We start from the raw sequence: 26857 nt of genomic DNA, 5'->3' as shown, positions 1-26857 counted from the left end.
TTCTCGGATAACTCAGCCTCCAGGATGCAAAGGATACTGCGATGAACCAGCCGAATCTGATGGACGTGGACTGGAGCAAAATTCCGGCGCCGGTCGACGACGGCGCGGCGAAACATCTGGTCGGCATGAAAATGCCACCCGTTGTGCTGCCGGCCACCGACGGATCGCCGGTCAAGCTGGCGTCGTTGCCGGGGCGGGTGGTGCTGTTCGCCTATCCGCGCACGGGAGAACCCGGCAAGATCAGCCTCGTCGATGACTGGGACATGATCCCCGGGGCACGTGGCTGTACGCCGCAAACCTGCGCATTTCGGGATCTGTTCAAGGATCTGAAGGATGCTGGCGCGCAGCATGTATTCGGCATTTCCACCCAAGACAGCGCCTATCAGCGCGACATGGTCGAACGGCTGCACGTGCCGTTTCAGGTTCTGTCGGACAGCGATCTGGCGTTGACCCGCGCACTCAAGCTGCCGTCGATGGATGTCGCAGGACTGACGCTGATCAAGCGGCTGGCGCTGATTATCGACGACGCGACGATCACCCATGTGTTCTATCCGGTGTTTCCGCCGGACCGGAATGCGGGCGATGTGCTCGCATGGCTGCAGGCCAATCCGCGCTAACCCAGATAGTTCTGCACGCTGGCAAACACCGCCCTGAACATCTCGGGCGTTAGAACGCGGGTGTTCGTGTTGTAGCGGGAGCAATGATAGCTGTCGAACAGCCGGAGGGAGCCCACCTGATGCTGCGCGCCGTGTGCAAACGGAGCATCCGCTGCGCGAACGCCGAGCGTCCTCAGCGTTGTATCGTGCGCCACCCGGCCGAGCATGACGATCGCGCGCAGGCGCGGCATCTCGTCAATGGTTGCATGGAAGAATGTACGGCAGGTCTTGATTTCGGCGGGCAGGGGTTTGTTCTGTGGCGGCACACAGCGCACGGCATTGGTGATGCGGCAATCGATCAGTGTGAGCCCGTCGTCAGGGCGAGCTTCGTACGAGCCTGTCGCAAAGCCGATGTCGATCAGTGTGCCGTAAAGCAGATCACCGGCAAAATCTCCGGTGAAAGGCCGCCCTGTGCGGTTTGCGCCCTGAAGCCCAGGCGCGAGCCCCACAATCAGAAGCTGCGCGTCGATCGGGCCGAAAGAGTAGACTGGTGCGTTGAACCAATGCGGATGCTGCGCGCGGTTCGCGTCACGATAGTCTTTCAGGCGGGGGCAGAGAGGGCAATCCGGGCCGGGTTCGTTCGATTGCCCGGAAACAGAAGAAGAAGGGCCGGCACTATTGCGCCGGCTCTCCTTGGTTTTTTCTTCAATCGTCGAATTCGTCATCGCCCCTTGGCGCCATTGAGCTGGTCGTCGCCCGCTGCAGGAATTGCGGCGTGTGCTGACGAGGTTCGCGCGGTTCGCGAGGAGCAGGGCGCTCGCTCGGATCGCGGCCAAGCTTTGCTTGTAGCTGGACCAGATCAGTAAAGACATCCGCCTGGCGGCGCAATTCGTCGGCGATCATCGGCGGTTGGCTGGCGATGGTGGAAACCACTGTCACCCGCACACCGCGGCGCTGCACGGCCTCGACCAGCGAGCGGAAATCGCCGTCGCCCGAGAACAGCACCATCTGGTCGATGTTCTCCGCGAGCTCCATGGCGTCGACGGCGAGTTCGATGTCCATGTTGCCCTTGACCTTGCGGCGTCCGGAAGCATCGATGAATTCCTTCGTCGCCTTGGTGACGACGGTATAGCCGTTGTAATCGAGCCAATCGATCAGCGGCCGGATCGACGAGTATTCCTGATCCTCAATAATGGCAGTGTAGTAGAAGGCCCGAACGAGAGTGCCACGACTCTGAAACTCAAGGAGCAGCCGCTTATAATCTATGTCGAAACCAAGGGTCTTCGCTGTTGCGTATAGGTTTGCACCGTCAATAAACAGCGCGATCTTGTTCGTGGCAGAAGGCATCAGTTTTTACTCGCATCGTTGTTATCGCATGTATTCTTGGCGCGTATCCATCACCGCGCATTCCCATTCAATTCAGTTGTTATTCGCTAGAAGGTTTAGAGAGGATAAAGGACGCAAATATTCCGCGCGGCTGAGGCAGCTGCGCAGATTGCCGCACACCGTGATGAAGCAATGAAGCGATTTCTTGTCCATGGGACTAATTGACCCTCAGCTATGCTCTGGCGGGGCCCTTCCGGCAGCGGCGATTTACGGACCAATCCGAAAAACATGCTTGCGGAAAGGCTCTGGTCGCTATACCTAGCGCGCATAGCGACATATTCTCAGATCCAGACCCGGAGCGGCAGCCGATGGCGCGCGTCACTGTTGAAGATTGTATCGATAAGGTCGACAACCGGTTCGACCTCGTCCTGCTCGCCGCACACCGTGCGCGGATGATTTCCTCAGGGTCGCCCCTGACCATCGACCGGGATAATGACAAGAATCCAGTGGTTTCGCTACGTGAAATCGCTGATACGACCATTTCTCCCGAGGATTTGCGGGAAGAACTGGTCCATTCCCTGCAGAAATTCGTCGAAGTGGACGAGCCGGAACCCGATACTGTGCCGCTGATCGGCTCCGCCGGTGCCTCCGTTGACGCCGACGACACCGAGGTGGCGGTCGAGCGGATGACGGAAGAAGAGCTTTTGAAGGGTCTGGAAGGCCTTGCTCCGCCTGAGGAGCAGCCCGAGGAAGACGAGTAAGTCCGTTTCGGACCGATTTTCCGGCACTGTACGCTGGTTTTCTCAAAGGCCCGGGCGGATCGCTCGGGCCTTTGCATTTATTGACATTTTTAGCGTCTTCCTTGCGATTATCGGAGAACCGGCGATATTGTGAATGACGGTTCCTTTTTCAGGAATCGAAGGCGAGGCGAGCAGGCGGATGGCGATCTGGCGGCGAAATCAGCCCCAAATGCAGGCGGCGAGCGAAGCGGCCGCAGAGGCTCCGGCTGGCCCGCCGCCACTGCCGGCGAAGAAGCCCGTCCGGACCAAGATGATGCGCCAGTACGATCTGGTGGACAAGGTCCGCGCCTATAACCCGAATACCGACGAAGACCTGCTTAACCGGGCCTATGTCTACGCCATGATGGCCCATGGCGAGCAGAAGCGCGCCTCGGGCGATCCGTACTTTTCGCACCCCCTCGAGGTCGCCGCGATCCTCACCAACCTGAAGCTGGACGACGCCACAATCGTCGCGGCCCTGCTTCACGACACCATCGAAGACACCGAATCGACCCGAGCCGAGATCGACCAGATGTTCGGCTCTGAGATCGGCGCGCTGGTGGATGGGCTGACCAAGCTGAAACGGCTCGAACTGGTGTCGCGCGAGGCAAAGCAGGCCGAGAACCTGCGCAAACTGCTGCTGGCGATCGCCGACGACGTGCGCGTGTTGCTCATCAAGCTCGCCGATCGGCTGCACAACATGCGGACGCTGGAATTTGTGCCGCCGGCGTCACGTCACCGGATCGCGGAAGAGACCCTCGACATCTATGCGCCGCTCGCCGGCCGCATGGGTATGCAGGAAATGCGCGAAGAGCTGGAAGATCTGTCGTTCAAGGTGATCGATCCGGAGGCGCACGCCGTCGTGGTTCAGCGCCTCGATGCGCTTGAAGCCCGCGATCGCAACCTGATCGGCGAAATTGAAGCCCAGCTTTCCGCGAAGCTCTCGAAGAACGGCATCAACGCGCACGTCAAAGGACGGCGCAAGCAGCCGTTCTCGATCTGGGTGAAGATGGAGCGCAAGTCCGTCGGCTTCGAGCAGTTGTCCGACATCTTTGGGTTCCGCATCATCGTCAACAGCATCGCCGAGGTCTATCGCACGGTCGGGATCGTGCATACGACTTGGCCGGTGGTGCCCGGACGGTTCAAGGATTACATCTCGACGCCCAAGCAGAACGATTATCGCTCGATCCACACCACGGTGATCGGCCCCGGTAAGCAGCGCGTCGAGCTGCAAATCCGCACCGAGGAGATGGACCGGGTCAACGAGTACGGCATCGCGGCGCATGCCATCTACAAGGATGGCGTCGGCTCGCCCACAGAGCGGCTCAAGCTGGAATCGAACGCATTTGCGTGGCTGCGCCACACCGTCGAGGTGCTGTCGGAAAGCGCCAATCCGGAGGAATTCCTCGAACATACCAAGATGGAGCTGTTCCACGATCAGGTGTTCTGCTTCACGCCGAAGGGAAAGCTGATCGCGCTGCCGCGCCATGCCAACGTGATTGACTTCGCTTACGCGGTGCATACTGACGTCGGCAACAGCGCAGTCGGGTGCAAGATCAACGGCAAGTTCGCGCCGTTGTCGTCGGAATTGCAGAATGGTGACGAGGTGGAAGTCCTCACGTCGCAGGCACAGTCGGCGCCGCCGACTGCATGGGAGTCACTTGCGGTCACCGGCAAGGCCAAGGCCGCGATTCGCCGCGCCACCCGCACTGCGGTACGCGATCAGTATGCCGGTCTCGGTCGGCGCATCGTCGAGCGCCTGTTCATGCGCGCCAAGATCGTCTACGCCGACGATAAACTGAAGGGCGCGCTTCCGCGCCTCGCGCGGGCATCCATCGACGATGTGATGGCGGCGGTGGGACGCGGCGAAATGAAGGCGTCGGATGTCGCGCGCGCGATGTATCCCGATTACAAGGAAGAGGCGCGCCTCAGCGGCAAGAAAGCCGCTGGCGCCAAGCCCAAACCATCAGGCGACGCCAAGGCGTCGAATGCGATCCCGATCCGCGGCATCAACAGCGATCTACCGGTGAAATTCGCGCCGAACGGCGGCGCGGTGCCGGGCGACCGCATCGTCGGCATTGTGACGCCGGGTGAGGGCATCACGATTTATCCGATCCAGTCGCCGGCGTTGAAGGATTTCGAGGAAGAGCCGGAACGCTGGCTCGACGTGCGATGGGACACCGATGAAGCCGTGCCGCGGCGGTTTCCGGCGCGGCTGCACGTGCAGAACGTGAACGAGCCGGGCAGCCTTGCCCAGGTCGCATCGGTGATCGCGGAACACGATGGCAACATCGACAATATCAGCATGAGCCGCCGCTCTCCGGATTTCACAGAGCTCACCATCGATCTTGAGGTCTATGACCTGAAGCATTTGAACGGTATCATTGCTCAGCTTCGCGCCAAGGCGGTCGTCGCCAGCGTCGATCGCATCAACGGCTAATCGCATCACTCAGGTTTTCCATGCCCGCCATTCCGCCGCTGCGTCTCGGGGTCAATGTCGATCACGTTGCAACCCTGCGCAATGCGCGTGGCGGACGCGTGCCGGATCCAGTCCGTGCTGCGCTGCTTGCGATCGAAGCGGGGGCTGACGGCATCACCGCGCATTTGCGCGAGGATCGCCGTCATATCCGCGACGAGGACATGGCGCGGCTGAAAGCCGAAATCTCCAAGCCGCTGAATTTCGAGATGGCGGCGACGGCTGAGATGCTGCAGATCGCGCTGGCGACGCAGCCGCATGCGGCCTGCCTTGTGCCGGAGCGGCGCACCGAGGTCACGACAGAGGGCGGGCTGGATGTGATCGGACAGCGGGACGCGCTGGGTCCTTTCATTGCGCGATTGAACGACGCCGGCATTCGCGTCTCCTTGTTTATCGCCGCCGACCCGGCCCAGATCGAGATGGCGGCCAAACTGAAATCGCCCGTGATCGAGATTCATGTCGGGGCGTGGTGCGACGCTGTGGTCGAGGGACAGAAACAAAAAGCCGAAGCCGAATGGCAGCGCATTGTCGCTGGCGCCAAACTTGCGCAGTCCGCGGGTCTCGAAGTTCACGCCGGGCATGGTCTCGATTACGTAACGGCGGAAGCCATCTCGGCACTGCCTGAGATCGTCGAACTGAACATCGGACACTTCATGATGGGTGAGGCGATCTTTGTCGGTTTGCCCCAGACCATTCGAGACATGCGGGCGGCGATGGATCGTGGCCGGAAGTCGCTCCGGGGCCATGTGAGATCATGATCATCGGCATCGGGTCGGACATCATCGATATCACGCGAATCGAGAAGGTGATCGGCCGTCACGGCGACCGGTTTATCGACCGGATTTTCACAGAGGCTGAGCGGGCCAAGGCGGAGCGGCGCGCCAAGATGCCCAAACTGATCTGGGCGACCTATGCCAAGCGGTTCGCCGCCAAGGAGGCCTGCTCGAAGGCGCTGGGCACCGGCATCCGGCGCGGGGTGTGGTGGCGTGACATGGGGGTGGTCAACCTGCCGGGAGGGCGCCCAACCATGAAATTGACGGGCGGGGCGCTGGCGCGGCTGGAATCCCTGCTTCCCCCGGGGCATGAGGCGCGGATTGACCTCACAATTACGGATGACTGGCCCCTGGCGCAGGCGTTTGTCATCATTTCGGCGATCCCGGCGGCCAAAACCTGAGCCCTTTTGGACCAGCGGTCGGAATCACTCAAAAATCTAAAATTCACTGAACTGTCAGACAATTAGCAAGTTTTCATGAGCCCGTTGATTGCACCCCTTGCGACAACGGTCTAAAACCCGCGCGGGTGATTTGGGCGGCGTCTTCGCCTCCGATGGGCATAAAAGGTCCAGTTCCGAGGCATGAAAAACCAGGATTCGAAAGAACAGATGAGCGTGACAACACCGGCCAAATCCGAAGGCGGCGTCGGCGAGACCGTCCGCGTCGTCATTCACGCGCTCATTATCGCGCTGGTGATCCGCACCTTTTTGTTTCAGCCCTTCAACATTCCGTCGGGATCGATGAAGGCAACACTGCTTGTCGGCGACTACCTGTTCGTCTCGAAGTATTCATACGGTTACAGCCACTATTCGATCCCGCTGTCGCCACGGCTGTTCACCGGCCGCATCTTTGGCTCCGATCCCGCGCGTGGCGATATCGTCGTGTTCCGCCTGCCGAAGGACGACACCACCGATTACATCAAGCGCGTCATCGGACTGCCGGGCGACCGCATCCAGATGAAGGAAGGGCTGCTCTACATCAACGACAAGCCGGTTGAGCGTGAACGCCTGCCGGATTTCGTCGGTGAGGATCCGTGCGGCTCGGACGCTACGGCACGCGTCAAGCAGTGGAAGGAAACGCTGCCCAACGGCGTTGTCTACAAGACGCTCGATTGCGTCGATAACGGCTTCTACGACAACACCAATGTCTACACGGTGCCGCCCGGTCATTTCTTCATGATGGGCGATAACCGTGACAACTCCACCGACAGCCGAGTCCTGTCGGCTGTGGGTTATGTGCCGTCCGAGAATCTGATCGGCCGGGCGCAGATGATCTTCTTCTCCATTGCCGAAGGCGAGCAGGCCTGGCAGTTCTGGCGCTGGCCGGTCTCGGTTCGCTGGAATCGCATTTTCTCCATCGTGCGATGAGCGGCGACCCCGCAATCGTCAAAATGCCTCCGAGTACGGACGACGCCGCGAGTGCCGGCGCCGTAGAGACCAAGCCTGCGAAGAAAAAGGCGCGCAGGCCGAGCGCGAAGGCTGCCGCAAAAATTATCGAGGAGCGGATCGGGCACACGTTCGCCGATCCTGCGCTGCTGGCGACCGCTTTTACTCATGTCTCGGCACTGAAGTCCGTTCGCCGAGGCGACAGCTATCAGCGGCTGGAGTTCCTCGGCGATCACGTCCTGGGTCTGATCGTCTCGGACATGCTCTATCGGGCGTTCCCGAAAGCGGACGAAGGAGAGTTGTCGAAGCGTCTCGCCGATCTGGTGCGCCGCGAAGCCTGCGCCGATGTTGCCAAGTCGCTCGGGCTGGATGAAGCCATCAAGCTCGGATCGGTGGGCGCTGGCGCGGGCGCGCGGTTGCGCAATTCGGTGCTCGGGGATATCTGCGAAGCAGTGATCGGTGCGGTGTTCCTGGACGGTGGCTACGCCGCTGCGGCCCAGTTCGTGGAGCGAAACTGGACCGAACGGATGCGTAAACCGGTTCGCCCGCTGCGCGATCCGAAAACGATTTTGCAGGAATGGGCGCAGGGCAAGGGATTGCCGACGCCGGTTTATCGCGAGGTCGAACGGACCGGACCGCACCACGATCCGCAATTTCGCGTGGCGGTGGAATTGCCGGGACTGATCCCGGCAGAAGGTATTGGCGGCAGCAAGCGCGCGGCCGAGAAGCTGGCGGCGACGGCGTTGCTGAAGCGGGAAGGCGTAACGGGCGGCAACGATGCCTGACGAGTTGCAAGAGAATTCATCGCAAGAGACGCGCTGCGGCTTTGTCGCGCTGATCGGCGCGCCGAACGTCGGCAAGTCGACGCTGGTCAATGCACTGGTCGGATCGAAGGTCACCATCGTCTCGAAGAAGGTGCAGACGACGCGTGCGCTCATCCGCGGCATCGTGATCGAAGACAACGCGCAGATCATTCTCGTCGATACGCCGGGCATCTTCGCGCCGAAGCGCCGGCTTGACCGCGCCATGGTGTCGACGGCATGGAGCGGCGCGCATGATGCCGATCTGGTGTGCGTACTGCTGGACGCCCGCGCCGGTATTGACGACGAGGCTGACGTGATCCTGACCAAACTGTCGGCGGTCAATCACCCGAAAATTCTGGTGCTGAACAAGATTGATCTGGTGCCGCGAGAAAAACTTCTTGCGCTGGCGCAGAAGGCCAACGAACGCCTCCAGTTCACGCAGACCTTCATGGTCTCCGCCTTGTCGGGCGATGGCGTTGACGATTTGCGCCGCGCTCTTGCCCGGGACGTGCCGCCGGGGCCGTTCCACTATCCTGAAGACCAGATGTCGGACGCGCCGCTGCGGCATCTCGCGGCGGAAATCACCCGCGAGAAGATCTACCGTCATCTGCATCAGGAACTGCCGTATCAGTCGACCGTGGAGACGGATTCCTGGCAGGATCGCAAGGACAAGTCGGTGCGGATCGAGCAGACGATCTATGTGGAGCGCGACAGCCAGCGCAAGATCGTGCTCGGCAAGGGCGGAGCGACGATCAAGGCGATCGGTGCGGATTCGCGCAAGGAGATCGCGGAAATCGTCGGTCAGCCGGTGCATTTGTTTCTGTTCGTGAAGGTGCGCGACGGATGGGGTGATGATCCGGAGCGTTATCGCGAGATGGGGCTGGAGTTTCCCAAGGAATGATGACCGGACCCGACGTCAAGGTGCCGACGAACATCTTTTACTTCGAAGTGCTGCTGTATCTGTCGCTGCTCATCGATGTGCTGTCGGCCGCCCTTCTGGACCGGATGCCTGACGATGTCACCGAGTCGACGAAGCTGGCCGTCAATTTCATTGCGGTCATGATGACGCTCGGATTTGTCCAGCTCGTCTGGCTCACAGCGCACCGGCGCAAGCGTTGGGCACGGACAATTCTGGTCGTGGCGCTGATGCTGTCGGTTGCGTCCATTGTCACGACGATGGGCGAAACCGGACTGCAATTCGGCACGTTCGTGGACATCATTTCGACAGCGCTGACGGCGCTGGGATTGTCGTTTTCATTCACCGGCGATGCGAAGGACTGGTTCCAGCAGCCGGAATAAGCGCGTGCGGTCTGCCGCCATGTTGCTGCGGATGAGGCCAGAATCCTGTAAGCTTCGGCCATGGAATGGACTGACGAGGGCATTGTTCTTGGCGTGCGTCGGCATGGTGAATCCAGCGCCATCGTCGAACTGCTGACGCGCAGCCATGGCCGTCATCTGGGGCTGGTGCGCGGCGGCGCCGGCTCGCGAATGCGCCCGCTGCTTCAGCCCGGCAATACGGTGAGCGCGGTCTGGCGCGCACGGCTCGACGAGCATCTCGGATATTACGCGATCGAAGCCACGCGGCTACGCGCGGCGACGATGTTCGGATCGCCGCATGCGGTCTACGGGGTGACGCATATGGCGTCGCTGGTGCGGCTGCTGCCCGAGCGGGACCCGCACGAAGATATCTACGAGATGCTGGAAGCCATCCTCAACGATTTCGACGATGCGGGCATGGCGGGCGTTCAACTGGTGAAGTTCGAGCTGGCGATGCTGACCGAGCTTGGCTTCGGCCTTGACCTATCGTCCTGCGCCGCGAGCGGCACGGTGAACGATCTGGTTTATGTCTCGCCGAAGTCGGGCGCGGCGGTTTCCCGGCAGGCGGGCGAGCCGTGGCGCGACAGGCTGTTGCGGTTGCCGTCGTTCCTGCGCGAGAGCGATGACGGGGCCAATGGCTGGTCGGGTCAGGACATCGAGGACGGCTTCCGGCTGACCGGACTGTTCCTGCTGCGCAATGTGCTGGAGCCGCGCGGGCAGGGCCATTCGGACGCACGGGACGGCTTTATCGCCGCGGTAATACGGCCGCGCGTGAGGGCCGTTGCAGAATAGACAAACGGGCCGGATTGCTCCTGGCCCGTTTGCTGCTCATCGACAAATCGAAAATCAATAATAGCGATAGTAACGCGCACGCGGACGATAATATCCGCCGTAGCCGTAACCGTAGTAGGGGCGCGGGGCGTAATAGCGCGGGGCGGTCCGATAGCAGGTGCGCACCCAGGCATAGCCATTCCAGACCGGGTTGCAGACCACCGCGACGGTTTCAGCCTGCCCGGTAGCAATCCCGGCCAGACCGCCGGCAAGCGGCATGGCCTCGGCCCGGCTTCCGGCAAACAAACCGGCGCCGATGAGCGCCAACGCGGCCACTGCCGCCAAAACAAAACGACGCATTCCAGTTCCCTCCGGGGTCTGTTCCCGGCTCGCCTGTTCGGTTGACCGGTTGATCAGGACGGCCCGGGCAGACCCATACCCAGACCTATCCGCATGATGTAGCAGGGCAAATTATGGCGGAACAATTACGAACAGGTGATGTCCGCCTAATTCATTTGTTGTTCAATTTGCCCGGGGACGTTAACCCCTTGCCATGGGCAAAAGACTGATTCCACCGGAGCCAATGGATGTTCAGGAGGTCGCACTCCGCGAGGCGCTCGAAGAGCGCTATCTCGCCTATGCGCTCTCGACCATCATGCATCGTGCGCTGCCGGACGCACGCGACGGCCTGAAGCCGGTTCATCGCCGCATCCTGTACGGCATGCGGCTGCTGAGGCTCGACCCCGGCACACCGTTCAAGAAATCCGCCAAGATCGTCGGCGACGTGATGGGCTCGTTCCATCCGCACGGCGACCAGTCGATCTACGACGCGCTGGTGCGCCTCGCGCAGGATTTCTCGTCGCGTTATCCGCTGGTCGACGGGCAGGGCAACTTCGGCAACATCGACGGCGATAATCCGGCCGCCTATCGCTACACCGAAGCGCGCATGACGGAAGTCGCGCGGCTGCTGCTCGAAGGCATCGATGAGGACGCGGTCGAATTCCGCCCCAACTACGACGGCCAATCGAAAGAGCCGTTCGTGCTGCCGGGCGCGTTTCCAAATCTTCTCGCCAACGGCGCGCAGGGCATCGCGGTCGGCATGGCGACCTCGATCCCGCCGCACAACGCAGCGGAACTCTGTGACGCTGCGCTGCATCTGATCGACAAGCCGAACACCAAATCGCGCGGCCTTCTGAAATATGTGAAGGGCCCGGATTTCCCGACCGGCGGCATCGTGGTCGATTCCCACGAAAGCATTGCCGAAGCCTATACGACCGGGCGCGGTTCGTTCCGCGTGCGCGCGAAGTGGGCCCAGGAAGAGGGCGCGCGCGGCACCTGGAACATCGTCGTTACCGAAATTCCGTGGCTGGTGCAGAAGTCGCGGCTGATCGAACGTATCGCCGAACTGCTGAACGAAAAGAAACTGCTGCTGGTCGGCGACATTCGCGACGAGTCGGCGGAAGACGTGCGCATCGTCATCGAGCCGAAGTCGCGTAACGTCGATCCTGAAGTGCTGATGGAAACGCTGTTCAAGCAGACCGAGCTTGAAAGCAAGATTCCGCTGAACCTCAACGTGCTGGTGAAGGGCCGTATCCCGAAGGTGCTCGGCCTCGCTGAATGTCTGCGCGAATGGCTCGACCATCTGCGCGATGTTCTGATCCGTCGTTCGAATTACCGCAAGAACCAGATCGAACATCGCCTCGAAGTTCTCGGCGGTTACCTGATCGCCTATCTGAACCTCGACAAGGTGATCAAGATCATCCGCACCGAGGACGAACCGAAGCCGGTGCTGATCAAGACCTTCAAGCTCACCGATCTTCAGGCCGACTCCATTCTCAACATGCGTCTGCGCAACTTGCGCAAGCTTGAGGAAATGGAAATCCGAGGCGAGGACAAGGATCTTCGCAACGAGTTGAAGGGCATCAAGGGCGTTCTGGCTTCCGAGGAAGAGCAGTGGAAGAAGGTCGCCGAAGGCGTCAAGAAGGTGCGCGACACCTTCGGACCCAAGACGCCGCTCGGCAAGCGCCGCACACAGTTTGCTGATGCGCCGGAGCATGATCTCGCCGCTATCGAGGAAGCGCTGATTGAGCGCGAGCCGATCACGGTGGTCGTGTCCGACAAGGGCTGGGTCCGAACGCTGAAGGGCCATGTCGAGGACCTGTCGAACCTCGCATTCAAGACCGACGACAGTCTGGGCTTTGCGTTCTTCGCGGAAAGCACGTCGAAGCTGACGCTGTTTGCCAGCAATGGCCGCTTCTACACGCTCGACGCGCAGAAATTGCCGGGCGGGCGCGGCCACGGCGATCCGATCCGCATGACCATCGACATGGAAGGCGACGCCGACATCATTTCGATGTTCGTGCAGAAGAGCGGCCGGAAGTTCCTCGTGGCAAGCAGCGACGGGCAGGGCTTTGTGGTCAACGAGGACGATTGCGTCGCCAACACCCGCAAGGGCAAGCAGATTCTCAATGTCTCCGCGCCGAACCGGGCTGCCGCCATCGCCACGGTAGCGGGCGATACGGTTGCCGTGATCGGACAGAACCACAAGATGGTGGTCTTCCCGCTGGAGCAGGTGCCGGAAATGGCGCGTGGCCGCGGCGTGCGTCTGCAGCGCTACAAGGAGAAAGGGCTTTCCGACATCATGACGTTCACTGCGAAGGACGGCATGACGTGGAAGGATACCGCCGGCCGCGAGCAGAGCATGTCCTGGAAGGATCTCACGGACTGGCGCGGCAACCGTGCGGACGCGGGTCGCCTCGCCAATGGTTTCCCGAAGTCGAACAAGTTCGGCAAGGTGATCGACTGAGGTTAAAGCGCCGGCCAGTCACGCCGGCGCTTTAGTGATCGCGGCTTGCTCCCTTTGGCGGCGAAGCTACATTACCGGCCACGTCCAATGAGCCGGTGAGCAAATGGTCCGCTACAATGAAATCCGCGATGGCGAAGTTGCCGTCGATCCACCGCCGCCGACCGACGCCGGTCTTGTTTTTATTGGCCGCATTCACACGCCCTGGATCGATAGGTTGAAGACGCCGCGGCAGGGCCGTCACGATGGCCCGGTATGCCGGATCGAGATTTTCGAGCCGTGGGTGCCTGCGCTCAAAGGGCTCGACCGGTTCACTCAGGTGGAAGTGATCTACTGGCTGCATCAGTCGCGCCGCGATCTGATCCTGCAGAGTCCAGCAAGCGATACCAACACACACGGCACGTTCTCGCTGCGGTCGCCGGTGCGTCCCAATCCGCTCGGCACGTCCGTCGCCAGGCTCGTCGGTATCGAAGGCAACATGGTTTTGGTTCGCGGACTTGACTGTCTCGACGGCACGCCGCTGGTCGATCTCAAGCCGGATCGCTGCCAGTTCACGCCCATCGCTCCGCCGCAGCCGGGCGATTTTGAGGCCGGCGGTTGAGGCGACAGCGGACGTGAGGCAACCGTCCGAACGGCAAAAGCCATCAAGGTGCTCGGTGGATATCGATAAATTTATATCGATCGTTTGTGAGTCTCTTCACCATCGCGCCGCGATGCGCACGCGCTCAAACCGCGCCTACACCCGGTCTTAATTCTTCGAGGCTTTCCGTTACGGGAGGCGCGGCAAATGCGGCCTGCGAGAAGACGCGCCGTCCATACTTATCAAAGGATTTTGACCATGAAGTACAGACACTTCATTGCCATTGCATTTGTCACCCTGTTAACCGCGTGCACGAACGGCGGCACCGTGTATCAAGTCCCGGTTGAAGAAGCGCGTCGCATCCTCGTCGCGACTAAATTCCCGCCCTATCTTTTCGGCAACATGACTCCGGATTGGTACATCAACGGTGCGGTCAATTCGGAGGTCGTCTTGATTGCCCGTAAGGATGGCAAGGAAGTCGTCCGGTATGTTGCGTCCTTGAAGCAAGAGAGTCAGGGATCGACCCGCGTGAGCGGGGAACTAAAGGAGACGAGCGCTCCTGCCGGCAAGACAGAGAAGAAGCCGACTGACAACCCTGCGCTCAAAAATCTGTACCTCGTTGCGATAAACGAGCGGATTGCCTCGGCGCTCGAGCGCCGTCCGTTTGATATGGGGCGGGTTCGTCCTGCTCTGACTGCCGCGGCTATCGGCAACATGGGGGCCATCAGAGCATCCGCGGATGAAGCCGCAGCAGCGTCCGAGCGTCTTGAGCGCGGCAGACGATAAGGTGCAAGTGCGCGGACGGGACTGTCTCGACCGCGCGCTGTGGATGTTGTGGTGTCCTAGCCGGTGACGGCGATGGCCTCGATCTCGATCAGCCATTCCGGCGCGGCAAGAGCCGACACGCCGACAAGTGTGCTGGCCGGCGGCGGCATGTTCGCGAAAAACGGCGTTCGCGCCTTTGCGATGATTGCGCGGTGTTCGGGCCGGTAGTTGACGACATAGGTCGTGATTTTCACCACATCCGAGAACGCCGCATTGGCCGCGGCGAGGGCGAGGCCGATGTTCTTCATCACCTGCGTTGTCTGCGTGGAAAGATCTCCGGCACCGACAAGCGCGCCGTGTTCATCAAGCGCGACCTGACCGGAGATGTAGATCGTGCGCGCCCCTGACGCCACGACGACCTGAGAATAGGCCGGGTTCTGGAAAAGTCCTGTCGGGTGCAGGTGTTCGAGTTTTGCCATGGGTCGTTGCCTCCATTTTCTTGCGCACCTTCTTACAGGACAGGATTGATGCCCGGATGTCATTTCGTGCTGGGTCAAGATTTGCTGTTGCAAATCACTTGCAACTGGGGGTGCCGCTGTGCATATTGGCGGTATGGACGCACGATCTCCGTCAATGCCGCCTGACCAGGCCGCCAACCCGCCTGTGCCGGGGGGGTGGCGTACGGCGCGTGGCGAGCCGTCGCTTGCGGACATGTTCGGTTCCATCCGCGTCGTCAAAGGCAGCTCGTTTTGGCGCAAACTCGCGGCTTTCCTTGGGCCTGGCTATCTCGTTGCCGTCGGCTATATGGACCCCGGCAACTGGGCGACTTCGCTCGCGGGCGGTTCCAAGTTTGGTTACGCACTGCTCGCCGTCGCGCTGATTTCCAACATCATGGCCATCGTACTGCAGGCGCTGTGCGCGCGGCTCGGCGTCGGCTCGGGTCGTGACCTCGCGCAGGCTTGCCGCGACGCCTATCCAAAGTGGGTGTCCTGGCCCCTGTGGTTGCTTGCGGAGATCGCCATCAGCGCGACCGATCTTGCGGAGATCATCGGCACCGCCATCGGTCTCAATCTGCTGTTCGGCATTCCGCTCGAGATCGGCGTGTTGATTACGGCGGCCGACGTGTTCCTCATTCTGGCGTTGCAGGCGATCGGCTTCCGCTGGATTGAGGCGTTCGTGGTGGCGCTGCTCGGCGTTATCGCGGCATGCTTCGCGGTGCAGATTGCGATGGCCGATCCCGACTGGGGCCAGGTGATCCGTGGCTTCGCGCCGACGGTCGACATCGTCGCCAATCGCGACATGCTTTATCTCGCACTCGGCATCCTCGGTGCGACGGTGATGCCGCACAATCTCTACCTGCATTCCGGTCTGGTGCAGACGCGTGGCTATGGGGACACCGTGCCGGAAAAGAAGGAAGCGATTACGCTCGCGACCATCGATTCCACCATCGCGCTTTGTCTTGCGCTGCTGATCAACGCGTCGATCCTCATTCTCGCGGCGGCAACCTTCCACAAGGCTGGCAAGACCGACGTCGCCGAACTCGATCAGGCACACGCGTTCCTGTCGCCGCTGCTGGGCTCAACGCTGGCGCCGACGCTGTTCGGCATCGCGCTGCTCTGTTGCGGATTAAATTCGACGGTAACGGCGACGTTGTCCGGCCAGATCGTGATGGAAGGATTCATCAACATCAAGATTGCGCCGTGGATGCGGCGTCTGGTGACGCGCGCGATTGCCATCGTGCCGGCGGCGATCGTGACGATCTGGTACGGCGAAAAGGGCACCGCACAGCTGCTTATTCTCAGTCAGGTCGTGCTGAGCCTGCAATTGCCGTTCGCCATTGTACCGCTGGTGATGTTCACGGCGAGCAAGGCGAAGATGGGGACGTTCGTCGCTCCGCGATGGCTGTCGTTCATCGCGGCGATCATTGCGGCGGTCGTGATCACGCTCAATGTGAAGCTGCTGATCGATTTCGTGATCGGCTAACGCGCTTACTTGTCTTTTGAATTCTGGTCGAAGCGTTCGCGCGCGGATTGGATCTGCGGCAGGTGATCGAACGCCCATGAGCCCAGGTGCTGCACGGGCGCCTTGAGCGAATGACCAAGTTCGGTCAGTTCGTAGTCGACCCGCGGCGGGATGGTCGGGTAGATCGTTCGCGTGACGAGGCCGTCGCGTTCGAGGCCCCGAAGCGTCAGCGTCAGCATCCGCTGCGAGATGCCGCCCACCATGCGCTTGATCTCGTTGAACCGGCGCGGGCCGTCGCCGAGCAGCATGATGACCAGCACGCTCCATTTGTCCCCGATGCGCGAGAGAATAGACCCGACGGCCTGGCAGTCGCCGGGTAGATGCCGTGCGAGCGGGGCGGTTACATCGGTGTGTGCGGGTTGCATGGATGTGCTCAAGTTCAAAAAATGTGCCGTCTTGCGGTGTTTAGCAGGGGTCACCATTAGTGTCCAGGTATCAATCTGATACTAGAGCTAAAGGGGAACCTATGAAACTGCTCCATATCGACGCCAGCATCCTTGGCGGCAACTCAGTCTCGCGGCAGCTCTCGGCAGCGGCCGTCGAGCGTCTGCGCAAGACCACTCCGGACCTCGACGTGACGTATCGCGATATCAGCGCGACCCCGCTGTCACACCTGACTGGCGAGCATCTCGCAGCGGCTCACGGCGCGACACCGGAAACACCTGCGGTGCGTGAGGACATCGCGGCAAGCGCTGCTGCGCTCGACGAATTTCTCGCCGCCGACATCGTTGTGGTCGGAGCACCGATGTACAACTTCACCATTCCGAGCCAGCTCAAGGCCTGGATCGATCGCATCCTCGTTGCCGGAAAGACCTTCAAGTATTCGGAGAAGGGTGTTGAGGGGCTTGCGGGCAACAAGCGCGTGATCGTGACCATCTCGCGTGGCGGCTTCTATGGTGCCGATACGCCGGCTGCGGCGGGCGAACACCTCGAAACGTACCTGCGCTGGGTATTCGGCTTCATCGGCGTCAAGGACCTTGAAATCATCGCTGCGGACGGCGTTCAGGTCGGTCCCGATCAGCGCGAGAAGGCGCTTGTGGGCGCGCTTGCGGCGGCCGGCGCGTTGCCTGCTGTATCGGGGCAGCGGGCTGCTTGAGCGGTCCCCCGTCATGCTCGGCATCATGCCGGGCATGACGATGACTAGTCCTGTGGCTCGAGTGCCTGCGAGCCGATGGCATCGACGCGAAGCCAGCCGCTGGGGGCCAACCGCTGCTGCGGCAGGAAGCGGGCCTTGTAGTCCATCTTCCGCGACCCTTCGATCCAGTAGCCGAGATAGACATAAGGAAGACCGAGCCGCCGGGCGCGGGCGATGTGGTCGAGGATCATGTACGTGCCCATCGAGCGGCTTTCCTCACCGGGCTCGAAGAACGAATAGACCATCGACAATCCGTCACTGAGGATATCGGTCAGCGCTACGGCAATCAGGTCGCCGCCCTTGCCGGTAATGCCGCTGTCGGCGGTGCGACGGCGGTATTCGATGATGCGGGTGGAGACATGACTGTCTTCCACCATCATTGCGTAGTCGAGCACGGTCATGTCCGCCATGCCGCCGTCGCGATGGCGGGCGTCGAGATATGCGCGGAACACGGAATACTGTTCGGAGGTCGGCACCGCCGTGCGAAGTTCGCTGATGATGTCAGCATTGCGTGCCTGAACTTTACGAAAATTGCGCGACGGGCGGAATTCGTTGGCGATGACCCGCACCGACACACAGGCGCGGCACTGGTCGCATGCCGGACGGTAGGCGATGGACTGGCTGCGGCGGAACCCGCCGTGGGTGAGGAGATCGTTCAACTCGCCAGCCTTGTCGCCGACGAGATGCGTGAACACTTTGCGTTCCTGCTTGCCCTCCAGGTAGGGGCAGGGTGAGGGCGCCGTCAGATAAAACTGCGGCGTATTGCGCGAGTGTTGTGTCACGTGTGGCCGTGTGTCTCCGGTCTGCGCGATTCCCTCCATAGCATCGCGCCGTGGAGGCCCGGGGGTCAACTAATTTGAACGCGCTAAGGCTGGTATGACGCGGCTTTTAGACCGCATTATGCACAGTTCGGGGCAGGCCACATGGATGTGATCTGCCCCGGGACAGTTGTTGCTCAGACCTGAGTCGTCGGGACGACAGGCGCGCGGACGTTGCTGTTGATGAAGACCGTGCCGAGCACGATATCATGCAGCAGCCGGCGGCGGCCGTTGAACAGTCCCACCAGCAGGACCAGCGGGCTCAGGAACGAGACCGATACCCAATAAAGGACGGCGTGAACCGCACCGAGGATGAAGTAGGGTTTCTCGCCGGTCCAGGTCCGCATCTCGATGTCCATCATGCGCATGCCCACGGTGGCGCCATTCGGGCCGCCGAGCGACATGCCGTAATAGAGCAGCGCCCAGATCACCGAGAACGGCGAGATCAGCCAGAACAGAAACCAGCCAAGGCCCAGTGTCACGATGCCGAACAGAGTCACAAAGATGACTGCGAGGATGATCGGTATCGACAGGATCACGAGGTCGATCAGAAACGCAAAGGAACGCTTGGTCAGCACGCCGCGAAACAATTCGGGCTGCAACCACGGATCGTAGGCCTGCTGTGCACTTGCGCTGGCGGATGGATTATTACGCCAGGTCGCACCCGATGTGCCGCCAGTGTTTCTCGTGTCAGACATGGAAACCCTCCTCAGCGGCCATTGCCCGGGCCGCCCGCTGCGCACATGGCCCCGGCCTGTGGCTGGCGCAAGGCGGCTTAGGCTCACATGGAGAAAAAGTTATCCGGCGGGTTGCGGCACGGTCAGCGCCCGGCCTTCAGCTTTTCCGCCGCCTGCGGCGCAAAGTAGGTTAGAACGCCATCGGCACCGGCACGCTTGAACGCGATCAGACTCTCCATGATCGTCCGGTCGCGGTCGAGCCAGCCGTTGTTAATGGCGCCGGCGATCATCGCGTATTCGCCCGACACCTGATAGGCGAAGGTCGGCATGGCGAAGGTGTCCTTCACGCGCCGGACGATGTCGAGATAGGGCATGCCGGGCTTGACCATCACCATGTCGGCGCCTTCGGCGATATCGAGTTCGACTTCGCGTAGCGCTTCGTCGGAATTCGCCGAGTCCATCTGATACGTGCGCTTGTCGCCGGTCAGTGTTTTCGCCGAGCCGATGGCGTCGCGGAACGGGCCGTAGAATGCGGACGCGTATTTCGCTGCATAGGCCATGATCTGCACATCGCCGAAACCGGCGCGGTCGAGACCGGCGCGAATTGCAGCCACTCGGCCGTCCATCATGTCCGATGGCGCGATGATGTCACAGCCGGCTTCCGCCTGGACCAGTGCCTGTTGCACCAAGATGGCGACGGTCTCGTCGTTCAGGATCCGGCCGTCCTGCAACAGCCCGTCGTGGCCGTGGCTGGTGAACGGGTCGAGCGCCACGTCGCAGAGGATGCCGAGATCGGGAAACTCCCGCTTGATCGCGCGCACCGACTGGCAGACCAGATTGTTGGCGTTCAGCGCTTCGGAGCCGGTCTCGTCGCGCAGCGACGGCTCGGTGTAGGGAAACAGCGCAATGCAGGGAATGTCGAGTTTCATCGCGCGCTCGGCGTCCCTGACGCACTGGTCCACGCTCAGGCGATCGACGCCCGGCATCGAAGCGATCGGCGCGCGCAGGTTGCTGCCGTCGACCACGAACAGCGGCCAGATCAGATCGTCGGTGGTGAGTACATTTTCACGCACCAGCCGCCGCGCCCATTCCGACTTGCGGTTGCGGCGCATGCGTGTGGTCAGTTCGAGGGAAGGGGCGGCAGCCGTGTCCCGATGCGGCGTATCCCGCAATTCGATCGGACGCCCGAATTTGATCGCCATCTTGATGCCACTCCCGCGCAGAAAAGATATTCTACATGTAGCATCTGCCGGGCGGCCCGTCACCGCACGGGAGCGTCATCGGCGGATTGATTTTACCGGCATAAAGCGCCAAACACGCGTCATGAACAAGGACCCCCGGCAATCGATGGCTGCGCGCATGACCCGAGGCGCCAACGACGACGTGCCGCGCGATCAGGTCAACCTGGTTACTGCGATGACGTCGCCGGACGCTGAGACCGGCGAAAGCACATGGACCACCCGGCTCGTACTGTTCCTGCGCGTCATGGCCGTGCTGTCGATGATCAAGGGACTTTATCACTGGGCGCAGATCACCGGCTTCATCGGAGGCGAGGAGAGTGCGTTCGAGGCGCAGACCACGCAGTGGCAGACCGCCACGGTTTATTTCGCGGTGATTGAACTCGTCGCGGCGGTGGGGCTGTGGCTCGCGACGCCATGGGGCGCCGTGGTGTGGCTCACGACCATTGTTTCGACGGCGGTGATCGAACTGATGTTTCCAACGATCTATGGTGGCAACCTGTTCGCGGTTCTCGTCTCCCTGATCCTGCTCGCGGCCTATCTCGTCCTGGCGTGGTTTTCGGCGCGGGAACGGCCGCCATAGTGCGGCGCGGCAGGGCACCCGCGCCTTGATGCTTGACGGAATCTTTCAAATTCGAACGAACGGTGTTCCGGAACGCGACAGGATGCGTGACGAAGCGTGAACATCGGCCGTTTTGGGTGAATCAAAACTAACAAAAAGCCCTTGTTTTATCGATGTAACATACGATTCACCGTTTCAAATAAACCATCTCTTTATGCTGTTATTTAAGCTGATCTTCAAACGCCTCCCTTAGTTTGCACCTATCAGGCGAGACAAAAGTTTCGTCGAATAAGTCGTAAAAACGACAACAGGGGAAGTGTCATGATCAAATCCGCCGCTACGGCCATTGAGCCCGCACGCGACAACGCCGCTGCACCCGTGCAGCCGCTTTATCTCGAAGCCCTCACGCTTGTTGAACGCCTGCATCGCCGTTTGCTCGACGTCATCAAGGACGAATTCGACCGCCGCGGCCGCAACGACATCAATTCGGTGCAGGCGCTGCTGCTCTATAACATCGGCGACAAGGAACTGACCGCCGGTGAACTGCGCACGCGCGGCTACTATCTCGGTTCGAACGTCTCGTACAATCTGAAGAAGCTCGTCGAGATGGGCTTCCTCGATCATCAGCGTTCGCGCGTCGATCGCCGCTCGGTTCGCATCCGTCTGACCGCGCAGGGCCAGGAAATCCGCCACATCGTCGACGCGTTGTATCAGAAGCACGTCAAGACGGTGGAGCAGGTGGGTGGCATCTCGAACGCCGAGTTCGCGACGCTGAACAAGTCGCTGCATCGCCTCGAGCGCTTCTGGACCGACCAGATCCTGTATCGGCTCTGAGCCTTTCATAAATTCGGGTCAGCCGGCTGATTTAAAAAGATCGGCGGCCCATCGTTCTTCCTTGCAGTTTTACGCCGGTGCCCTCCGGCTGTTACCGAAGTGCGCGAAAGATGCACGCGGAAGAATTCCGCACGAGTTTCCCCTGGTGTGGGATATGCGACTAGGCGCCTTCGGGCGCCTTTTCGCGTTTGGCTTTCAGAGAATCGACTCGTAAACGAGTCCTGAATCCTCGCCCGCCAAATCCAAAAATATGATTCGAGACTCTTGCGCGGAGTCTTTCCATCATCCTCCCATCATGAGGCCGATTCTCAAATTCGCCGGCGACCGGCTGCAGGTCGCGTTGATGCTCGTTCTGCTAGCCGCGTGCTCGCTGAACGTGATGTTCCTCTGTGCGCGGCTGTAAGCCGCGTCCCCAAGAGGGGCGGGTTTCTCCAAAATACCGGCCCTTCCGGCGGAAATTAAGTTGCCCAACCCGGAGGGTTCCAGGCTGGAAATGTGGGCAAAATGGCCCCTCGTTGGGCGCAGCGCGGGGCAGATGGCACCGAAATCGCGCTCTGGAGCGGTTTGGCGTGGGGACTGCTGGCGTGGCGGCCCACAGGGCCGACGCAGAACAGGGCTGTCCCGCATAAATAGCGGCCCACGGGCTTGGAACTTGGCCACCCCCGCCAGATATGGTATCTCGCGCCTGCCGCCCTTAGATGACACCGGAGCAGTTTCAGGAAAGCCCGAGATCCGGGTTTTCGTCAGAAAATGCTCCCAATCAGGCCGCCCGTAGCCGACCTTGAAAGCTGCGGCGGTGGAGACATTCTGCAATGAGCTCATCTGCCAAGACTGCATCCGCTCCCGATTCGTTTTTCACGGCCTCGCTTGCGCAGGCCGATCCGGAGATCGCCAACGCGATCAAGGGTGAACTCGGTCGTCAGCAGCATGAGATCGAGTTGATCGCTTCCGAGAACATCGTCAGCCGTGCCGTTCTCGAGGCGCAGGGCTCGGTGATGACCAACAAGTACGCCGAAGGCTATCCGGGCGCGCGCTATTACGGCGGCTGCGAGTTCGTCGACGTTGCCGAAAACCTCGCCATCGATCGCGCCAAGAAGCTGTTCGGCGCGAACTTCGCCAACGTGCAGCCGAACTCCGGCAGCCAGATGAACCAGGCTGTGTTTCTCGCGCTCCTGCAGCCGGGCGACACCTTTATGGGTCTAGACCTTGCCGCTGGCGGACATCTGACCCACGGCGCGCCGGTCAACATGTCCGGCAAGTGGTTCAAGCCGATGCACTACACCGTGCGCCGCGAAGACCAGATCATCGACATGGATGCCGTTGCGAAGCAGGCCGAGGAGATCAAGCCGAAGCTGATTATCGCTGGCGGCTCGGCCTATTCGCGCGCCTGGGACTTCAAGCGTTTCCGCGAGATCGCCGATAGCGTCGGCGCATATCTCCTGGTCGACATGGCGCACTTCGCCGGTCTCGTCGCTGGCGGTGTCCATGCGTCGCCGGTGCCGTATGCGCACGTCACCACGACCACGACGCACAAGTCGCTGCGTGGCCCGCGTGGTGGTCTGATCCTGAGCAACGATGAAGTCATCGCCAAGAAGATCAACTCGGCGATCTTCCCCGGATTGCAGGGCGGGCCGCTGATGCATGTGATCGCGGCCAAGGCTGTCGCCTTCAAGGAAGCCTTGCAGCCGGACTTCAAGATCTATGCCAAGAACGTGGTCGAGAACGCCAAGGCGCTCGCGGAAACGCTGCGCTCCAATGGTTTCGAGATCGTCTCCGGCGGCACCGACAACCACCTGATGCTGGTCGACCTGCGGCCGAAGGGCCTCAAAGGCAACGTCTCGGAGAAGGCGCTGGTTCGCGCCGGTCTGACCTGCAACAAGAACGGCATTCCATTCGACCCCGAAAAGCCGTTCGTCACGTCGGGCCTGCGTCTCGGCACCCCGGCTGCGACCACGCGCGGCTTCGGCGTCGCGGAGTTCAAGCAGGTCGGTGCGCTGATCTCGGAAGTGCTCAATGCCGTCGCCCAGTCGGGCGAAGGTTCGGCACCTCTGGTTGAAGCGTCGGTCAAGGAGAAGGTGAAGGAACTCACCAGCCGCTTCCCGATCTATCAGTAAGGGGTACGCGGAATGCGCTGCCCGAGCTGCAACAGTCTCGATACGCAGGTAAAGGATTCGCGGCCGACGGAAGATTCGGCCGTGATCCGGCGGCGGCGCGTCTGCATGGCGTGCAACTTCCGCTTCACCACGTTCGAGCGCGTGCAGCTTCGCGAACTCACCGTGATCAAGCGCAACAGCCGCCGCGTTCCGTTCGACCGCGACAAGCTGGTGCGCTCGCTCCAGATCAGCCTGCGCAAGCGCCCGGTCGATCCCGAGCGCGTGGAGAAAATGGTCTCTGCCATCGTCCGCGAGCTGGAGAGCGGCGGCGAGTCGGAGATTTCGTCGGAGGTGATCGGCGAGACCGTGATGGAGCATCTGCGCCAGCTCGACGACGTCGCCTATGTCCGCTTCGCGTCCGTCTATCGCAATTTCCGCGAGGCCAAGGATTTCGAGGCCGTGCTCGGCGAACTGTCGGGCGAGGACGAACCGCCGCGGCCGGCGATCGTGCGAAAGTGATTTTTTCACGGCGCGGCGTTCGCTAATCCGCTAGCTTGATCGCTGTGCCGGATACCTCTGACCCAATGTCTCAAGATTTTCGCTACATGCAGCTTGCACTGGCGCTTGGCCGGCGCGGGCAGGGCCGCACGTGGCCCAATCCTGCCGTCGGTGCGGTCATCGTCAAGGATGGCGTCATCGTCGGGCGCGGCTGGACCCAGCCCGGCGGGCGGCCTCATGCCGAACCGGAGGCGCTGAAGCGCGCGGGCGATGCGGCGCGCGGCGCGACGCTCTACGTCACGCTGGAGCCGTGCTCGCATTTCGGGAAATCGCCGCCGTGCGCGGACGCGATCATTGCCGCGGGTATCGCGCGGGTCGTTTCCGCCATCGAAGATCCAAATCCTGAAGTCGGCGGGCAGGGCCATGCACGGCTGCGCGCTGCGGGCATCGCGGTGGAGGTCGGCCTTTGCAAGGATGAAGCTGCACGCGATCATGCCGGGCATTTTCTGCGTGTCGGCCAGAAGCGCCCGTTTGTCATTTTGAAGCTTGCCGTGTCCGCCGACGACAAGATCGCGGCGGCGGGCCATCGGCCGGTCGCGATCACCGGCGAAGCGGCCAAGGCGCGCGTGCATCTGTTGCGCGCGCAGAGCGATGCGATCCTTGTCGGCATCGGCACGGTGCTTGCCGACGATCCGTTGCTCACCGTGCGCCTGCCGGGACTGGAAGCGCAATCGCCCGTGCGTGTGGTGCTCGATCGTGCGCTGCGATTGCCGGGGGCAAGCAAGCTTGTGCACTCCGCGCGGCAGACGCCGCTGTGGGTCATGACGTCCAGTCTGTCCGAGGCTCCGGCAGCGATGAAACTCGGCGCGGCCGGAGCGCAGGTCATCCGCGTGCCCGTGGCAAATGAAACAACGCCCGGCCTCGATCTCAAGGCCGTTTTGAATGCGCTGGCCGAGCGCGGGATCACACGGCTGATGGTGGAAGGCGGCGCGCGGGTGGCTTCGTCATTCCTGAGCGCCGGGTTGATCGATGAGGTCTGGCTGCTGCGCGGGCAGGGGACCATCGGCATGGATGGTATTCCGGCGCTCGATACACAGCCATTGTCCGCCATCACCCAGTCGCCTCACTGGCGCGCGCGTGCTACCGAGGGCTTGGATAAAGACACTCTCACGATCTATGAACGATCATGATCCGGAAAAGTGGAAACCGGTTTTCCGATCAGATCATGATCAATTAAGAAGAGACCTAGATGTTCACCGGCATCATCACTGACCTTGGCGAAATCACCAGCATCACGCCGACCGCGCAGGGTCAATTGCATCGGCTGCGCATCGCATGCCGCTATGACCAGACCACCATCGCTGATGGCGCATCGATCGCCTGCAACGGCGTTTGCCTGACGGTGGTGCAGTCCGGTGTCGATCAAGGCAGAACGTGGTTCGATGTCGATGCGGCCGCCGAGACATTGCGCCTGACAACGGCAAAGGGGTGGGCGAAGGGCACGCGCCTCAATCTCGAACGTGCCCTCAAGATCGGCGACGAACTCGGCGGGCACATCGTTGCCGGGCATGTCGACGGCATCGCCAGCATCATCTCCCGCGAAGATCTGCCGGACATGGCAAGGTTCGAACTGCGCGCGCCGCGCGATCTTGCAAAGTTCATTGCGGCGAAGGGGTCGGTGGTGCTCGATGGTGCGTCGCTGACGGTCAATACCGCTGTTGACGACACATTTTCCGTCCTCATCATTCCGCATACGCTGCAGGTGACGACGCTGAGCGACTGGCGGGCGGGGTCGGAAGTCAATCTCGAAATCGATCTGATGGCGCGTTACGCCGCACGGTTGATCGAGATGAAATAGAACTCGTGCCGTAAACGGGATAGGCATGCGTAAGCAACTCACCGAGCAGCAGGTCGAGGTTTTCCGGGAGCGCTTGCTTCGTGTGGCCGAGAAGCTGTTTGCCAGGCACGGTGCCGCCGGCGTTTCGATGCGCCAGATCGCCCAGGCGCTCGGCTACAGTCAGACCGCGGCTTACCGCTACTTCGCCAACAAGGACGAAATCCTCGTGGCGATGCGGGCCGCAGCCCTCGATCGCTTCTGTGGTCACCTGGAAGCGGCGTTCGACCCGGCGAGGGATGCACGCAAGAATGCGCGCGCGGTCGGACAGGCTTTTCTCGATTTTGCGCTGAAACATCCTGACACCTATCGGCTGATCTTCTTCACGGAGAATCTCGAGGAGGCGATTGCACCGCAGTTTCCTACGACGATGACGCGCTTTCGCGCCACCATGACCACCTATGTGCAAGCGCTTGTCGATGCCGGGTATATCCAGGGCGATGTTAGAACACTGGCCGAGTCCTTCTTCTCCGCCGCGCACGGGGTCGTCATGATGCACATGAGCGGCCTGCTGCGGACGGTCAGCGAGCGGGATGAACTGCATCTCGCCTCCATGCGCCTGATTGCCAGGGGCGCCGGCCTGTCGGAAGTCACGCGAACCGGCGCGCGGAAGCCTGTCAGGGTTGCCGTCGGCGAACGCGCCGGGGCTCGCAAAACTTGACGCTGTTAAATTAATTAAATAGCTTCCCGGCGAAATGCGCCGGCGGTCGAT

30 protein-coding genes are annotated in these 26857 nt (G+C 61.4%); 22 read left to right on the top strand and 8 right to left on the bottom strand.

Features of this window, described 5'->3' with window-relative positions; all coding sequences use genetic code 11:
* Positions 1-41: 41 nt before the first annotated feature.
* On the top strand, positions 42-617 hold the full coding sequence (locus AC1Q67_RS01355) for a peroxiredoxin (RefSeq protein WP_492235472.1): 576 nt from the start codon (positions 42-44) through the stop codon (positions 615-617).
* Here AC1Q67_RS01355 and AC1Q67_RS01350 read toward each other — a convergent pair.
* Both AC1Q67_RS01350 and AC1Q67_RS01345 read right to left on the bottom strand, forming a co-directional pair.
* Entirely contained in the window at positions 614-1321 is a 708-nt protein-coding gene (locus AC1Q67_RS01350) for a uracil-DNA glycosylase (RefSeq protein WP_024575152.1), read from the bottom strand. The two genes, AC1Q67_RS01355 and AC1Q67_RS01350, sit on opposite strands and share 4 nt — an antisense overlap.
* Positions 1302-1943, bottom strand: coding sequence for a LabA-like NYN domain-containing protein (locus AC1Q67_RS01345; protein ID WP_006020887.1), 642 nt, complete (start codon positions 1941-1943; stop codon positions 1302-1304). The genes AC1Q67_RS01350 and AC1Q67_RS01345 overlap by 20 nt, the downstream gene beginning before the upstream one ends.
* Positions 1944-2290: 347 nt before the next feature.
* Here AC1Q67_RS01345 and rpoZ point away from each other — a divergent pair, with 347 nt between their 5' ends.
* From rpoZ to recO, 9 genes are all read left to right on the top strand, one after another.
* Positions 2291-2683: a DNA-directed RNA polymerase subunit omega gene (rpoZ, locus tag AC1Q67_RS01340; protein ID WP_006020886.1), complete on the top strand. Its 393-nt coding sequence runs from the start codon at positions 2291-2293 to the stop codon at positions 2681-2683.
* A 208-nt stretch (positions 2684-2891) separates the two neighbouring features.
* Complete coding sequence (locus tag AC1Q67_RS01335) at positions 2892-5141, top strand: RelA/SpoT family protein (RefSeq protein ID WP_492235721.1); 2250 nt, start codon at positions 2892-2894, stop codon at positions 5139-5141.
* Positions 5142-5161: 20 nt separating this feature from the next.
* On the top strand, positions 5162-5935 hold the full coding sequence (locus tag AC1Q67_RS01330; protein WP_024575155.1) for a pyridoxine 5'-phosphate synthase: 774 nt from the start codon (positions 5162-5164) through the stop codon (positions 5933-5935).
* Positions 5932-6351 carry a holo-ACP synthase gene (gene acpS, locus AC1Q67_RS01325; protein ID WP_492235473.1) on the top strand — a complete coding sequence of 140 codons (420 nt, stop codon included), beginning with the start codon at positions 5932-5934 and terminating at the stop codon, positions 6349-6351. The genes AC1Q67_RS01330 and acpS overlap by 4 nt, the downstream gene beginning before the upstream one ends.
* A gap of 207 nt (positions 6352-6558) precedes the next feature.
* The gene (lepB, locus tag AC1Q67_RS01320) at positions 6559-7317 is read left to right on the top strand and encodes a signal peptidase I (RefSeq protein ID WP_492235474.1); all 759 of its coding nucleotides are present in this window, start codon (positions 6559-6561) and stop codon (positions 7315-7317) included.
* A complete protein-coding gene (gene rnc / locus AC1Q67_RS01315) occupies positions 7314-8120 on the top strand; it encodes a ribonuclease III (protein WP_024575158.1) in 807 nt (268 codons plus the stop codon). The genes lepB and rnc overlap by 4 nt, the downstream gene beginning before the upstream one ends.
* Complete coding sequence (gene era, locus AC1Q67_RS01310) at positions 8113-9039, top strand: GTPase Era (protein ID WP_492235475.1); 927 nt, start codon at positions 8113-8115, stop codon at positions 9037-9039. The genes rnc and era overlap by 8 nt, the downstream gene beginning before the upstream one ends.
* Positions 9036-9437, top strand: a complete 402-nt coding sequence (locus AC1Q67_RS01305) for a hypothetical protein (protein WP_024575160.1) — start codon at positions 9036-9038, stop codon at positions 9435-9437. The genes era and AC1Q67_RS01305 overlap by 4 nt, the downstream gene beginning before the upstream one ends.
* Before the next feature lie 60 nt (positions 9438-9497).
* Positions 9498-10247, top strand: coding sequence for a DNA repair protein RecO (gene recO / locus AC1Q67_RS01300; protein WP_492235476.1), 750 nt, complete (start codon positions 9498-9500; stop codon positions 10245-10247).
* Positions 10248-10301: 54 nt separating this feature from the next.
* On the opposite strand, the gene AC1Q67_RS01295 is transcribed toward recO, so the two are convergent.
* Positions 10302-10586 carry a hypothetical protein gene (locus AC1Q67_RS01295; RefSeq protein WP_492235477.1) on the bottom strand — a complete coding sequence of 95 codons (285 nt, stop codon included), beginning with the start codon at positions 10584-10586 and terminating at the stop codon, positions 10302-10304.
* Positions 10587-10779: 193 nt separating this feature from the next.
* Here AC1Q67_RS01295 and parC point away from each other — a divergent pair, with 193 nt between their 5' ends.
* From parC to AC1Q67_RS01280, 3 genes are all read left to right on the top strand, one after another.
* Entirely contained in the window at positions 10780-13032 is a 2253-nt protein-coding gene (parC, locus tag AC1Q67_RS01290; RefSeq protein ID WP_492235478.1) for a DNA topoisomerase IV subunit A, read from the top strand.
* A gap of 103 nt (positions 13033-13135) precedes the next feature.
* Positions 13136-13630 carry a tRNA (N6-threonylcarbamoyladenosine(37)-N6)-methyltransferase TrmO gene (gene tsaA / locus AC1Q67_RS01285; RefSeq protein WP_492235479.1) on the top strand — a complete coding sequence of 165 codons (495 nt, stop codon included), beginning with the start codon at positions 13136-13138 and terminating at the stop codon, positions 13628-13630.
* 237 nt (positions 13631-13867) lie between these two features.
* The gene (locus AC1Q67_RS01280) at positions 13868-14395 is read left to right on the top strand and encodes a hypothetical protein (protein ID WP_024578219.1); all 528 of its coding nucleotides are present in this window, start codon (positions 13868-13870) and stop codon (positions 14393-14395) included.
* Between the two features lie 56 nt (positions 14396-14451).
* Here AC1Q67_RS01280 and AC1Q67_RS01275 read toward each other — a convergent pair whose 3' ends face one another.
* Positions 14452-14853, bottom strand: coding sequence for a RidA family protein (locus AC1Q67_RS01275; protein ID WP_492235480.1), 402 nt, complete (start codon positions 14851-14853; stop codon positions 14452-14454).
* A gap of 133 nt (positions 14854-14986) precedes the next feature.
* Here AC1Q67_RS01275 and AC1Q67_RS01270 point away from each other — a divergent pair, with 133 nt between their 5' ends.
* Entirely contained in the window at positions 14987-16357 is a 1371-nt protein-coding gene (locus AC1Q67_RS01270; protein ID WP_029659666.1) for an Nramp family divalent metal transporter, read from the top strand.
* A gap of 5 nt (positions 16358-16362) precedes the next feature.
* Here AC1Q67_RS01270 and AC1Q67_RS01265 read toward each other — a convergent pair whose 3' ends face one another.
* On the bottom strand, positions 16363-16761 hold the full coding sequence (locus AC1Q67_RS01265; protein WP_492235481.1) for a winged helix-turn-helix transcriptional regulator: 399 nt from the start codon (positions 16759-16761) through the stop codon (positions 16363-16365).
* 101 nt (positions 16762-16862) lie between these two features.
* Between AC1Q67_RS01265 and AC1Q67_RS01260 the strand changes: the two genes are divergently transcribed.
* The gene (locus AC1Q67_RS01260) at positions 16863-17492 is read left to right on the top strand and encodes an FMN-dependent NADH-azoreductase (RefSeq protein ID WP_492235482.1); all 630 of its coding nucleotides are present in this window, start codon (positions 16863-16865) and stop codon (positions 17490-17492) included.
* 44 nt (positions 17493-17536) lie between these two features.
* Here the strand turns inward: AC1Q67_RS01260 and AC1Q67_RS01255 are convergent, their stop codons facing one another.
* The 3 genes from AC1Q67_RS01255 to hemB form a co-directional block, all read right to left on the bottom strand.
* Positions 17537-18313: an arginyltransferase gene (locus AC1Q67_RS01255; RefSeq protein WP_492235483.1), complete on the bottom strand. Its 777-nt coding sequence runs from the start codon at positions 18311-18313 to the stop codon at positions 17537-17539.
* A gap of 173 nt (positions 18314-18486) precedes the next feature.
* Entirely contained in the window at positions 18487-19047 is a 561-nt protein-coding gene (locus AC1Q67_RS01250; protein WP_024575171.1) for an RDD family protein, read from the bottom strand.
* 122 nt (positions 19048-19169) lie between these two features.
* Positions 19170-20228: a porphobilinogen synthase gene (gene hemB, locus AC1Q67_RS01245; protein WP_492235484.1), complete on the bottom strand. Its 1059-nt coding sequence runs from the start codon at positions 20226-20228 to the stop codon at positions 19170-19172.
* Positions 20229-20349: 121 nt separating this feature from the next.
* Here hemB and AC1Q67_RS01240 point away from each other — a divergent pair, with 121 nt between their 5' ends.
* The 7 genes from AC1Q67_RS01240 (at position 20350) to AC1Q67_RS01210 (ending at position 26806) form a co-directional block, all read left to right on the top strand.
* The gene (locus AC1Q67_RS01240; protein ID WP_492235485.1) at positions 20350-20847 is read left to right on the top strand and encodes a DUF6163 family protein; all 498 of its coding nucleotides are present in this window, start codon (positions 20350-20352) and stop codon (positions 20845-20847) included.
* A 300-nt stretch (positions 20848-21147) separates the two neighbouring features.
* The gene (gene ldtR / locus AC1Q67_RS01235) at positions 21148-21660 is read left to right on the top strand and encodes a transcriptional regulator LdtR (protein WP_024575174.1); all 513 of its coding nucleotides are present in this window, start codon (positions 21148-21150) and stop codon (positions 21658-21660) included.
* A gap of 812 nt (positions 21661-22472) precedes the next feature.
* Entirely contained in the window at positions 22473-23774 is a 1302-nt protein-coding gene (gene glyA, locus AC1Q67_RS01230) for a serine hydroxymethyltransferase (protein ID WP_024575175.1), read from the top strand.
* A 12-nt stretch (positions 23775-23786) separates the two neighbouring features.
* On the top strand, positions 23787-24272 hold the full coding sequence (gene nrdR, locus AC1Q67_RS01225; protein ID WP_492235486.1) for a transcriptional regulator NrdR: 486 nt from the start codon (positions 23787-23789) through the stop codon (positions 24270-24272).
* 65 nt (positions 24273-24337) lie between these two features.
* Positions 24338-25441 (top strand): bifunctional diaminohydroxyphosphoribosylaminopyrimidine deaminase/5-amino-6-(5-phosphoribosylamino)uracil reductase RibD, encoded by a 1104-nt coding sequence (ribD, locus tag AC1Q67_RS01220; protein WP_492235487.1) that lies wholly within the window; start codon positions 24338-24340, stop codon positions 25439-25441.
* A gap of 59 nt (positions 25442-25500) precedes the next feature.
* Positions 25501-26109 carry a riboflavin synthase gene (locus AC1Q67_RS01215; protein WP_024575178.1) on the top strand — a complete coding sequence of 203 codons (609 nt, stop codon included), beginning with the start codon at positions 25501-25503 and terminating at the stop codon, positions 26107-26109.
* Between the two features lie 25 nt (positions 26110-26134).
* Positions 26135-26806, top strand: coding sequence for a TetR/AcrR family transcriptional regulator (locus AC1Q67_RS01210; protein WP_492235488.1), 672 nt, complete (start codon positions 26135-26137; stop codon positions 26804-26806).
* Positions 26807-26857: the final 51 nt, after the last annotated feature.

The organism is Afipia sp. GW823-FHT06G09, from assembly GCF_058794875.1.
The sequence above is the reverse complement of the archived record's forward strand: the minus strand, read 5'-3'. Positions and strand labels throughout refer to the sequence as shown.